The 11,697-nt window shown below is 41.0% G+C and carries 11 protein-coding genes; 5 read left to right on the top strand and 6 right to left on the bottom strand.

What is annotated here, in order from left to right; genetic code table 11:
* Nucleotides 1–105: 105 nt before the first annotated feature.
* Nucleotides 106–2,397, bottom strand: coding sequence for a hydratase (locus LKD48_RS03385; protein ID WP_227100528.1), 2,292 nt, complete (start codon nucleotides 2,395–2,397; stop codon nucleotides 106–108).
* A 195-nt stretch (nucleotides 2,398–2,592) separates the two neighbouring features.
* Here LKD48_RS03385 and LKD48_RS03380 point away from each other — a divergent pair, with 195 nt between their 5' ends.
* On the top strand, nucleotides 2,593–3,603 hold the full coding sequence (locus LKD48_RS03380) for a sugar kinase (RefSeq protein WP_118611924.1): 1,011 nt from the start codon (nucleotides 2,593–2,595) through the stop codon (nucleotides 3,601–3,603).
* A gap of 63 nt (nucleotides 3,604–3,666) precedes the next feature.
* On the opposite strand, the gene LKD48_RS03375 is transcribed toward LKD48_RS03380, so the two are convergent.
* Together LKD48_RS03375 and LKD48_RS03370 are read right to left on the bottom strand one after the other, a co-directional pair.
* Entirely contained in the window at nucleotides 3,667–4,839 is a 1,173-nt protein-coding gene (locus LKD48_RS03375; RefSeq protein ID WP_308731191.1) for an aldo/keto reductase, read from the bottom strand.
* A gap of 121 nt (nucleotides 4,840–4,960) precedes the next feature.
* Entirely contained in the window at nucleotides 4,961–5,482 is a 522-nt protein-coding gene (locus LKD48_RS03370; RefSeq protein WP_118611990.1) for a GNAT family N-acetyltransferase, read from the bottom strand.
* 329 nt (nucleotides 5,483–5,811) lie between these two features.
* Here LKD48_RS03370 and LKD48_RS03365 point away from each other — a divergent pair, with 329 nt between their 5' ends.
* The 4 genes from LKD48_RS03365 (at nucleotide 5,812) to LKD48_RS03350 (ending at nucleotide 8,897) form a co-directional block, all read left to right on the top strand.
* Entirely contained in the window at nucleotides 5,812–7,026 is a 1,215-nt protein-coding gene (locus LKD48_RS03365) for an ATP-binding protein (RefSeq protein WP_118611922.1), read from the top strand.
* 194 nt (nucleotides 7,027–7,220) lie between these two features.
* Nucleotides 7,221–7,928: a 5'-methylthioadenosine/adenosylhomocysteine nucleosidase gene (locus LKD48_RS03360; protein ID WP_118611921.1), complete on the top strand. Its 708-nt coding sequence runs from the start codon at nucleotides 7,221–7,223 to the stop codon at nucleotides 7,926–7,928.
* 62 nt (nucleotides 7,929–7,990) lie between these two features.
* On the top strand, nucleotides 7,991–8,302 hold the full coding sequence (gene trxA / locus LKD48_RS03355) for a thioredoxin (RefSeq protein WP_118611920.1): 312 nt from the start codon (nucleotides 7,991–7,993) through the stop codon (nucleotides 8,300–8,302).
* A gap of 103 nt (nucleotides 8,303–8,405) precedes the next feature.
* The gene (locus LKD48_RS03350) at nucleotides 8,406–8,897 is read left to right on the top strand and encodes a QueT transporter family protein (protein WP_118611919.1); all 492 of its coding nucleotides are present in this window, start codon (nucleotides 8,406–8,408) and stop codon (nucleotides 8,895–8,897) included.
* A 41-nt stretch (nucleotides 8,898–8,938) separates the two neighbouring features.
* Here LKD48_RS03350 and hslO read toward each other — a convergent pair whose 3' ends face one another.
* The 3 genes from hslO to LKD48_RS03335 are packed head-to-tail and all read right to left on the bottom strand — an operon-like array spanning nucleotide 8,939 to nucleotide 11,695.
* On the bottom strand, nucleotides 8,939–9,805 hold the full coding sequence (gene hslO / locus LKD48_RS03345; RefSeq protein WP_118611918.1) for an Hsp33 family molecular chaperone HslO: 867 nt from the start codon (nucleotides 9,803–9,805) through the stop codon (nucleotides 8,939–8,941).
* 17 nt (nucleotides 9,806–9,822) lie between these two features.
* Nucleotides 9,823–10,587, bottom strand: a complete 765-nt coding sequence (locus tag LKD48_RS03340) for a class I SAM-dependent DNA methyltransferase (protein ID WP_118611917.1) — start codon at nucleotides 10,585–10,587, stop codon at nucleotides 9,823–9,825.
* A 49-nt stretch (nucleotides 10,588–10,636) separates the two neighbouring features.
* Entirely contained in the window at nucleotides 10,637–11,695 is a 1,059-nt protein-coding gene (locus LKD48_RS03335) for an FUSC family protein (protein ID WP_308731189.1), read from the bottom strand.
* Nucleotides 11,696–11,697: the final 2 nt, after the last annotated feature.

Genomic DNA, 11,697 nt, shown 5'->3' with positions numbered 1-11,697 from the left:
TCCTCCCAATTATAAGTTTCGATTTTGTAAAAAGGCAGCGATTTTCCAGCACATATCTCTGCGCTGAAAAACCGCTGCTTAAACTTATCTGAATAGTATCAGATTTTAATGACTTTTATAGTAGTTGATCAGGCAGCCATCAAGAATAATCTGTCTCTCATCATCTGTAAGCGGCTTAATCTCAAGCTCAAAGCTCTCAAGTGCGTTATCCTTGACAGCATAAGCTGTTACCTTCGGCTGCTTTTCCTTAACAGCATCGCGAATACCTGGCACAAAAATATAATCCAGATTTGCAAATGGAAGCTTCTCTGGCTCGAAGATAAATGGAATCATACCCCAGTTAATCAAATTCGAACGATAACGCTTTGTTGCATACTCTTTCGCAATATTAGCAAGACCGCCAAGTACGCGCTGGCATGATGCTGCCTGCTCTCTCGCAGAACCATCTCCAGGCTTTACTGCATAAATTACAGAGCCAATCTCTGTCTCGCTTGCCTTTACATCTGGGAACAGCTTATGAATCTCATTAAATGCAGCTGCTACCTCATCATCTGCCTGACATGGACACTTTCCATCCTCACGTGCTTCTTCTGCTGCACGAACCTTTTTAGCACGTCCAACATACTCCGGATCCTTTCTGGAGAGCGTAAACTCAGCAAGACCAAGCGGATTAGAACGGAATGATGATGTTTCACCAGACGGAATCAGTTCATCCGTTGTCGTTACAGGATCGTGGATCTCAGATACAACCTTTAATAAGATATTATCGGTCAGCGGTACCATTGACGGCCAATCCTTGATATTTGGTCCAAACTGAATTTCTACAGATGGATCTGCCTTTCCTACACCATTATAAACACGCTTCTCGTAGATATGACTGTCAAAATAGTACTTTGGCTTTGTAAAGTTCACATCAATATCAGTTGCTGCTGTCAGTCGGCCCTTATTAAGTGCTGTCGCTGCAATTGAACGTGCATCCATAAGTGCAACTGATGCGATCTGTCCGTTGTTGACCTTTGAACCCTCACGATTTGGGAAGTTTCTTGTTGAGTGACGAATTGAAAATGCATTATTTGCCGGAACATCACCTGCACCAAAGCATGGTCCACAGAATGCTGTTCTAACAGTTGCACCAGTTTCCATGATCTTTGCAATGCTACCGTTTCTAATTAATTCCATGTAAACAGGCTGAGATGCCGGATATACACTTAATGAGAAACGTCCGTCACCGATGCTCTGTCCATCTAACATATCGGCAACATCACACAGATTCTCAAAACCGCCGCCTGCACATCCTGCGATAACACCCTGATCAACATACATCTTGCCGTCTCTTACCTTGTCACGCAAAGTAAACGGAACTTTATTTCCAAGACTCACTGCTGCACGCTTCTCTACATCAGCCAGAATATCATCAAGATTAGCATTCAGCTCATCAATCGTATATGCATTGCTCGGATGGAATGGCATTGCGATCATCGGACGAACTGCTGACAGATCAACACATACAACACCGTCATAATATGCCACTGCTCCCGGATTTAACTCTCTATACTCCTCCGGACGTCTGTGTATCTCATAGAAATCCTGTACCTTCTCATCCGTCTTCCAGATAGATGACAGACATGTAGTCTCAGTAGTCATAACATCGACACCTATACGGTAATCAACAGACAAATTGTCAACGCCAGGTCCAACAAACTCCATTACCTTATTTTTTACATAGCCGTTTGCAAATACAGCCTTGATGATTGCCAATGCGATATCCTGCGGGCCAACACCCTTTACAGGCTTTCCTGTCAGATAAATTGCAACAACCTGAGGCATATCAATATCGTAAGTACGGCCAAGAAGCTGCTTTACAAGCTCTGGTCCTCCCTCACCACATGCCATTGTTCCAAGTGCACCATAGCGTGTATGGCTATCAGAACCAAGAATCATCTTGCCACAGCCTGCAAGCATTTCTCTTGCATACTGATGAATAACTGCTAAATGCGGAGGTACATAGACACCGCCGTATTTTTGTGCACAGGAAAGGCCAAACATATGATCATCCTCGTTGATGGTTCCGCCTACCGCACAAAGACTGTTATGGCAGTTAGTTAAAACATACGGAACTGGAAATTTTTCAAGTCCGCTGGCTCTTGCTGTCTGGATAATTCCAACAAAGGTAATGTCATGTGAAGTAAGACGATCAAACTTCACTTTTAAATGCTCGTCGTCCCCTGATGTGTTATGCGCCTGCAGAATCTTATATGCCATCGTCTGCTTTGCCGCTTCCTCTTTTGAAATTGTACGGCCTGTCTTTGCCGCTACTTGCACTGCCGCATCTGCATTGTCTGCGATCAGCTCTTTTCCGTCAATCAGGTATGCACCACTTTCAAATAATTGAACCATACTGTATGTACCTCCATGCTGTCTTGTGCGTATCTAAGCCAGGCAAAAACCTAACTTAAATTCCATTATAGTTTACTATAAAAGATTTTGCAACCTGATACTATTTTAATTTTACTTGTAATTTTCTTACAGATTAGCTATAATGACAGTAATAGTGAAACGTTCTCTAATAGTGAAAGAAAGGAATCAAAAATCATGAAGTTTATCACAATCGGCGAACTTTTAATGCGTCTTTCCCCTCCGGATTATGAGAAGATCCGCACTACCAGCTCTTACGTTGTCAATTTTGGCGGTGCTGAGGCAAATGTTGCTGTCTCTTTAGCAAACCTTGGCGTTGATACTACAGTATTTACTGTCCTTCCTGACAATGATATCGGACGAAGCGCAGTCCGCTCCTTAAAGGCAAATGATGTACATACATCCCCTATTATCTTCGGCGGCGAGCGCATGGGCGTTTATTTCCTTGAGGAAGGAATCGGTGTACGTTCCTCTAAAGTAATTTATGACCGCAAGCATTCCGCCTTTGCAGAATATGACTATACTACTGTTGACTTTAAGGCTTTGCTTGAAGGCTATGACTGGCTTCACTTAAGCGGAATCACACCGGCACTTTCTAACAGCTGCCAAATCTTAATCGAAGCTGCAATCTACGCTGCAAGACAGCTCGGCATGACAATCAGCTTTGACTGCAATTACCGCAGTATGCTGTGGAGCTTCGATGAGGCAAGAGATATCATCAGTCGTTACCTTCCATATGTCGATGTGCTTATTGGTATTGAGCCACTTCACTTACAGGATGAAAATGGTCATGATTTAAAGGATGGCATGTCCATGCAGCCTGATTACGAAGAGCAAGACCGCATCTTCCAGGCAATGGCAGACCGCTATCATTTCAAAGCAATTGCAAGACATGTTCGCTACACCCACTCAAGCAGCGAAAACTCTTTAAAGGCTTATCTGTATTATAATGGACAGACATACGAAAGCAAGCTTTTCCGCTTCCAGATTCTTGACCGTGTAGGCGGCGGCGATGCCTTCTCATCCGGCCTTATTTATGCTCTCATGAACAATTATAAGCCAAGAGATGTTGTCAACTTTGCCGTTGCTTCCTCTGTTATGAAGCACTCAATTCACGGTGATACAAATATCACCGATGTAGAGAGTATCCAGAGACTTATGAACCAAAGCTTTGATGTGCAAAGATAAACAAAAGACGCTATAAAAAAGGGAGAAGCTGCGGCTTTTCCCTTTTTTTCTTCATATTATATCTTAATAAAAATGGAAAAAATGCGTTCCCCAATTTATAATCTTGAACATCGGAGTCTCAAGCTCCTTTTTAGCTTCCTTCAATAACTGCGGTATATCCAGATGCTGAGGACATTTCTTTGTACAGGCACCACAGCCAACACATTTTGCAGCATTTGTTGTCTCTTTTCTAAATGTCGTCATCTGAATATAGCGCCAGCGCGCATGACTGTCCTCTGACAGCTGATTATAGCACTGAAAAACAGCTGGAATATCTACTCCCTTCGGACATGGGCAGCAATAATTGCATCCTGTACAGCCTACCTTTACACTATTTTTGATATCGTTTTTCACATCCTCAATCAGCTGTCTCTCATCATCGGTCAGGCAACCTGGCAATGCCAGTGATGCAGTTTTACAATTCTCATTTACCATCTCCATTGAATTCATGCCAGATAACACACATGTTACCTGTGGCTGATCGTAAAGCCATCGAAGTGCAAGCGAAGCAGCTGACTCATTTACATCAGACTTTGCAATGCGCTTTTTTGCTGTCTCTGGAAGCATTCCAACAAGGCGACCTCCGCGAAGAGGCTCCATGATAATCACTGGAAGTCCTTTTTCTGCCGCGTATAAAAGACCCTTTTTTCCGGCCTGAATGTTTTCATCCAAATAGTTATACTGAATCTGACAAAAATCCCAATCAAATACATCTACAACTGGCTTAAAATTCTCGGTATTGCCGTGATAGGAAAACCCGATATTTCGAATCTTTCCGCTGTCCATTTTCTCCTTGATCCAATCCTCAAGCCCCATCGCTTTTAAGCGGTTCCAAGAAGCCAAATCATTCAGCATATGCATCAGATAATAATCAATATGATCAGTCTGCAAAAGTTCCAGCTCCTGATTAAAGATTTTTTCTGCCTGCGCAACTGATCTCACCATATACTGCGGAAGCTTCGTTGCGATATAGATCTGATCTCTGCAATTGTTCTCAACCAGAATGCGGCCAAGCACTTTTTCATTATTTTTATAGACATATGCAGTATCAAAGTAGTTTATACCCTGTCTGATGGCCTCCATCACCTGATCATTTGCCTTTTGAAAATATTCTCCTGTTCCACTTCCCTCAAATCGCATACATCCAAATCCTAGTAAAGAGATGTCATTGCCTTTTCTATCCTTTCGATACTGCATTCTGTTTTCCTTTCCTTAATATATGATAAAGCTATTCGTGCCGATCATCTCGTCAAATGTTCATCTTCCACAGCTAGACTTGCATATTTGGCAAAGCCTTTGCATCTGACACCTTCGCAATTCAAATTGAAACCAGCGTAATCCAATATCTCTGCTCCACCACACCGTCTTCTTCAAACTCAGACTCCAATACACCACCGTTATTCGTAATTGATTTTGCCGATCCAATATTGGTCTTATCGCAGGTCATTAGCACCTTGTTAATGCCAAGTTCTTTGCATTTTTCAAGAGCCAGACCAATCATCGCTGTCGCATAACCTTTTCTTCTCTCACTCGGACGAATCCCATCGCCAATATGCCCACCACTCTTATAAAGACTTTCGTTTAAATAATGGCGAATATTCACAGCACCGACAAAAATATTGCGGTCGATATCCAAACAAAAATAGACAGAGTCCGGCACAAGACCAGGCTTTTCACCTTCTTTTGTCTCCAGATTTTCCAAATAGTACTCAAAATCATGGTAATCATTCTTTCGAATTGCATATGGAGAGAAGTCCTTTTCGACTGCCAGCCACTCATCCATCATATCTGTCAGCTGCTTCTTATATTCAGCAGTCAGCTTTACTAGTTTAATATTCACTACCATTTTCCTCCAAACTTCAACTCTATTTTTCATGACAGCTCACTTAACGAACCCTTTCCGATACGTCAACTCGAGTCTGGCACTTTTTTCACTACTATAATACAAATGCTATCTTACCGCAAGCCCAAATCGTTGTTCCTAGATGGATAAGTTTGATCTTTATATTATAATTTGGTTTCAAATCATTTTTCATCTTTTATACTCGATAAAATCCCTAATATATCCAATTTTATCTTTTATACTAGATAAAATTGTAATATTTGCTTGTTTTATCTAGTATACTAGTGATATGATATACTCACTATTATATGAAAGGAGCCTCTTTTATGATTAAACGTGAATTATATATGAAACGCATCCGACCATTTATCGGAAGCGATTTAGTCAAGGTTATGACTGGTATCCGTCGCTGTGGAAAATCCGTTATGCTAGAACTAATAAAAGACGAATTAAAAGCATCCGGTGTTGATTCGTCCCAATTTATCTCAATTAACTTTGAGGATATGAGATACACCTACCTGCAAACTGCACAGGCTCTGCATGATGAAATCACAAAGCTTGCTTCTTCCATTGATGGAAAAGTCTACCTTTTCTTTGATGAAATTCAAGAAGTAACAGATTGGGAAAAATGCATTAATTCTCTACGAATCACGCTTGACTGCGACGTTTACATTACAGGTTCGAATGCCAAACTGTTGTCCGGCGAACTTGCTACCTATCTTGGTGGCCGATATGTTGAATTTATTATTTATCCTTTTTCATTTGCAGAATTTCTTGAATTGTACCATCTCACTGCACCAGATGAATCAATTTCAAGCTGTTTTCAAAAATATCTTGTATCGGGTGGTATGCCATACTTGTCTAACCTTCGTTATGCCGAGGAACCATCCATTCAATATTTAACAGATCTTTTTAACTCAGTTCAGTTAAAAGATATTGTCAAAAGAAACAAGGTTCGCGATGTTGATCTGCTAGAGCGAATCACAGCTTATATTATGTCAAACATAGGGACACCATTTTCTGCTTCCTCTTTGGTGAAATTCTTAAAAAATGAGAAACGTTCTGTCTCTGCAGATACCATTCTCAATTATTTAAAATATTGTTGTGATGCCTACCTATTTTATCAGGTAAAACGTCAGGATCTTCAAGGAAAACAGCTTTTATCTTCAAATGAAAAGTATTATATCGCAGATCACGGTATTCGAGAAGCCGTCTTCGGCGGCAACATGCGCGATATCAATCTAATTCTTGAAAATATCATTTACATGGAACTACTGCGCCGTGGCTACACCGTCACAGTTGGAAAAGAGGGAAACAAAGAAGTCGATTTCGTATGTGACAAGCGTGGAGAGCGCCTCTATATTCAAGTAACCTACCTACTCGCATCACCCGAAACCATTCAGCGTGAATTTGGCGTGTATGATAACATTCGAGACAATTTTCCAAAGTATGTCGTATCTCTCGATGAATTTGATATGAGCAGAAATGGAATCAAGCACCGCAATATTCGCGACTTTCTACTAGAAGATTCTTGGGCATGATTTAGAACACAGGCGCTTTAATCCTCGTCCATTCAATGACCGAGTCATTCATCATCTGATACTTGCAATCTTCGAGTTGTACTGATATACTGTATCTTATCAGGGGCGCAATCTCCCCTGAGGTCAGTTCACGAAACTCCAGTTTATCCGTGCCTGACTCTAATTGTCAAGAAAGGTGGTTTTAAGATACTTTTATGAAGAAAACACTTGGTATTATCGGTGCCGAGCAGCAGGAAATTGATCTTTTGCTTGAGCATCTTTCACTTGAAAAGACCGTCAAAAAGGCCGGACTGTCTTTCTTTTGCGGTACCATCCATGATTATCCTGTTGTTATCGTAAAGGCCGGAATCGGAAAGGTGAATGCAGCAGCCTGCACACAGATGTTAATTGATCTGTTTGATGTAAAGATGATCGTAAACACAGGTGCTGCCGGATCCTTAGATTCCCGCATCAATATTGGCGATATTGTTGTCTCCACTGAGGTGATCCAGCATGATCTCGACGTTACAGATCTTGGCTATAAGCCAGGTGATGTTCCAGGTACTGGAAAGGTATTTACCTCTGACAAACTGCTCCATGATCTGGCTGTTTCCTGCAGCCATGAGGCAAATCCAGATGTTACAGTCTATGAGGGCTTAATCCTAACTGGAGACCAGTTTATTTCCGGACAGGAAAAGAAAAATTGGCTTATTGACACCTTCCATGGTCTTTGTGCTGAGATGGAAGGCGGTGCAATTGCCCATGTTGCTTCTTTAAATGAAGTTCCATTTTTGATCATTCGTTCAATCTCCGACAAGGCAGACGGAAGTGCAACTATGGATTACACACAGTTTTCCAAGATGGCATCATATCACTCTGCACGCCTCGTTGAAGCATTGATTGAAAAACTGTTGGCACTATAATTATTTTACTTGAATCATCACCCCTACTTGGGTGCATACTATTTAGCGAAAGGAGTTTTACTATGTCCGTTTTAACTATTACAAAAAGCAATTTTGAAGAAACCGTTTTAAAGTCTGACAAGCCAGTACTGCTTGATTTCTGGGCTTCCTGGTGCGGTCCGTGCCGTATGCAGGGTCCGATTATTGATCAGCTTGCCGCTTCTCATTCCAACGTCGTATTTGGAAAGGTAAATGTAGATGAGGAGCCAGATCTTGCTTCCGAGTATGGCATCACCTCTATCCCAACTCTGATTATCTTTAGAGATGGCAGAGTGATTGATCAGGTAACAGGTGTTACCTCTAAGGCTTCTATTGAGCGGATGCTTGGCCTGTAATCCTGCATTATTTTAAAATAAGATAATAATAGGATTTTTGACTCCCCCGTTTTTTATAAGACGGGGGAGTTCACATGTTTAATTTGAAAGGCTATACATATCTATGAGAAATAAGCACGTTTTACACATGGTTCAGGCAGCACTGATCGCCGCCATGTATGTCGTTTTAACTTGGGTTGCCAATCTTTTAAGACTCGCAAATGGTGTTATTCAGGTTCGATTCTCTGAGGCACTGACCATTTTACCATTTTTTACACCAGCAGCAATTCCAGGACTTTTTGTTGGCTGCATCATCAGTAACACCATCACCGGATCTGCAATCTGGGATATTTTGTTTGGCTCACTTGCCACACTGATCGGTGCTTTCTTTACTTATAAGCTGCGCCATATCAGCAAATGGCTGGCACCTCTGCCGCCAATTTTAGCCAATATCCTTGTTGTTCCGCAGGTTCTTCGCATCGTCTATGGTGCACCAGACTCCATCTGGTACTTAACAGCTACAGTTGGCATAGGTGAGGTAATCTCCTGCGGCATACTTGGAATGCTTCTTTTGTTTGCACTGCAAAAGAATGCCAATCAGATTTTTCAATCATAATCATAAAAGCCACACTCAGTAAATGGGTGCGGCTTTTTTAATTACATCATTTCTTTTAATTCATCTGGTGTAAAGACATACTTAGAATTGCAGAACTGACAGCAGGTCTCAATATTCTCTCCTGCATCAATCATTTCCTGAATGTCTGATTTTTTAATGCTTGCGATTCCTCGTGCAAAACGCTCCTTACTGCATCCACATTTAAATGAGACAGCCAATCGATCAAGAACAGCAAGTTCCATATCGCCAAGAAGCTCCTGCAAAATATCTTCCGGTGTTTTTCCACTGTCGAGCATTGCCGTTACTGAAGATACTTTTGCCAAACGCTTTTCTAGTGCAGAAATGGTTTCTTCTGATGCATCTGGCATAAGCTGAATAATAAATCCTCCTGCCTGACGTACAGTATTGTCCTTATTCATCAGCACGCCTAATCCAACGCTAGATGGTGTCTGCTCGGAGACAGCAAAATAATATGTCAAATCCTCGGCAATCTCTCCGCTTACAAGATCTGTCTGTCCCACATACGGATCCTTCAGACCAATATCTTTGATTACGCTTAGCACACCCTTTCCAATAGCACCTGCTACATCAAGTTTTCCAATAGAATTTGCCTGAATAAGTACAACCGGATTTTGCGCATATCCCTTTACATGGCCATGAGAATCAGCTGTTACTGTCAAAGAACCAATTGGGCCATCACCCTGAATCTTAACAGTCAGAAGCTCTTTATCTCCCTTCAGCATGCTGCCCATCATGACAGCTGCTGTCATTGTGCGTCCTAAAGCTGCGGTAACAACCGGACTTGTATTATGTGCATTTCTTGCATATTCTGTAAGATCTCTTGTGGTTGCGGCAAACGCACGGATCTGACCATTTGCAGCAGTCGCACGAATCATATAGTCACTCATGTTTCTTCCTCTTTTCTTTATAAGTTTTGCAGCGGTGTTTTTCCCTTTTCGCGTGCTATTATGTACACACGATCGGTATCTTTCGTTGCAGGTGCACCATTTTTATCAATTGCAGAAAGAAATATCATGCCCGACTCTTCAATTGCACAGCGCACCTCATCAATAGAAAACGCACGCTGCTCATGATATTCGTCAAAACGTTCATAACGATTATCCTCTTCCTGCACAAACAGCGTCAGCGCATAGCTGTTGATTCGTTTTTCTTCATCATAATCATTATCCCAAATAAAGCTTACCTCTTCATCTGCATCACAAAAACTCTGACAGCCAATACTCTTAAAGTAATGGTCAGTCTTTAGATCAAATAAAAATATGCCATTTGGATCCAGATAATTATTGACGAGACGGCACACATTAACAAGATCATCGTATTCAGTCAGGTAATTCATTGTGTCACACAAGCTAATTACCGCGCGCACAGTTCCGTAAAGCTCAAACTCTCTCATATCCTGATTCAGATATAAAATAGATCTTCCACTTTGCTCACGCTTTTCAACAGCCTCTGCCAGCATTTCTTCTGAATTATCCACACCGATCATGTCAAATCCCTTCGCATCAAACATCTCGGTTAACGTTCCTGTTCCACAGCCTAGCTCTAGCATCAAACCATCCTCAATGCCAAATTTTTTAAGCTGATCGGTTACAAAATTGCACCACTCCTCGTATGGAATTTCCTCCATCATACGATCATAGACAAGTGCAAATGCATGATATGCGTTCATAAATTCCCACGCCTTTCTTTTTTCTCCTCCACAACGGTTCAAGAACTTATTATACCTGATTTGAAGCTAATTTACAAGATTTTGACATCATCCAATAAAATAGAATACAAAATACTAGTGCAAAAGCAACACCAAACACGTTCTGTATCACACGCAAACTTACTGCACCCTTAAGTCCATAAGTCTGCGCAGCAATTGCAAGTGCGCCAAACGTATTAAATACTGCCTGCCATCCATATTTTACTGAAAATCCAACTCCGATTCCTCCGATAATTCCAATATATGCGTATATCGATGGCGGAAGCAGATAATACAATGCAACAAAGCAGATTACACCAGCTACATTTCCAATAATTCTTTTTCTGACTCTATACTGCATATCCTCCATGAAAGGTACTATTGCTGACATAGCTGCAATACCCGCCCACATTGCTCTCGGCATTTTACATACCTGTGCAATAAAAAGCACTGTTGGCACACAAAGTATCTGGCACAGCTGCCATTTTGTTCTTGAGGATGTAATGTCAAATTCTCTTATAATATCTTTAATTGTTCTCTTATAAGTTCTATTTTTATGATTTCTGAAAAATACAAGACAGGTAAGCAATGCTCCTACCACCATTGCTGCTAATCTCATCTGATAACTTTTTCCTGTCACGTCATATCCATACAAAAGTAAGTATCCCAAAACTAAAGTTGACTGGTTAAACATAAATGGATTGTGACATCCAAAAATAATAAACACTGCAAGTGCTGCTATATTCAAAAGTATACCCAACACAGGTGACACATGATTAGCCAAATGTGGAAATACTGCCATAATTACAAAGAACAATACAAGTAATATCGTTGACTGTCCTGTATGGATTCCCAAATCTGCATTTCTAAATACCATAAGGCATAATAAAACTACTACACCTACAATACTATTTTCATTGCCAAACAAAATGCTAAAAACAGTAACAAAACCAAAGCAAAATATCATTGTGAGCGCAATCTTTACAAGATATACAAGTGTATGATATGCCTTCTCCCTCCTTGTCTCACTTGTCTTAAGCATCTTTTTTGATCCTGCCTGATTTAACTGCAATTCCTGATAAAACGTCATAT

It is taken from the genome of Anthropogastromicrobium aceti, from assembly GCF_020687335.1.
Classification (GTDB): domain Bacteria; phylum Bacillota; class Clostridia; order Lachnospirales; family Lachnospiraceae; genus Anthropogastromicrobium; species Anthropogastromicrobium aceti.
The sequence above is the reverse complement of the archived record's forward strand: the minus strand, read 5'-3'. Positions and strand labels throughout refer to the sequence as shown.

Bases quoted from the DNA above. Each gene is read 5' to 3' on its own strand.
- LKD48_RS03385 (WP_227100528.1), bottom strand. From the start codon at position 2,397: ATGGTTCAATTATTTGAAAGTGGTGCATACCTGATTGACGGAAAAGAG.
- LKD48_RS03375 (WP_308731191.1), bottom strand. From the start codon at position 4,839: ATGCAGTATCGAAAGGATAGAAAAGGCAATGACATCTCTTTACTAGGA.
- LKD48_RS03350 (WP_118611919.1), top strand. From the start codon at position 8,406: ATGAGAAATAAGCACGTTTTACACATGGTTCAGGCAGCACTGATCGCC.
- hslO (WP_118611918.1), bottom strand. From the start codon at position 9,805: ATGAGTGACTATATGATTCGTGCGACTGCTGCAAATGGTCAGATCCGT.
- LKD48_RS03340 (WP_118611917.1), bottom strand. From the start codon at position 10,587: ATGAACGCATATCATGCATTTGCACTTGTCTATGATCGTATGATGGAG.
- LKD48_RS03380 (WP_118611924.1), top strand. From the start codon at position 2,593: ATGAAGTTTATCACAATCGGCGAACTTTTAATGCGTCTTTCCCCTCCG.
- LKD48_RS03365 (WP_118611922.1), top strand. From the start codon at position 5,812: ATGATTAAACGTGAATTATATATGAAACGCATCCGACCATTTATCGGA.
- LKD48_RS03360 (WP_118611921.1), top strand. From the start codon at position 7,221: ATGAAGAAAACACTTGGTATTATCGGTGCCGAGCAGCAGGAAATTGAT.
- LKD48_RS03335 (WP_308731189.1), bottom strand. From the start codon at position 11,695: ATGACGTTTTATCAGGAATTGCAGTTAAATCAGGCAGGATCAAAAAAG.
- trxA (WP_118611920.1), top strand. From the start codon at position 7,991: ATGTCCGTTTTAACTATTACAAAAAGCAATTTTGAAGAAACCGTTTTA.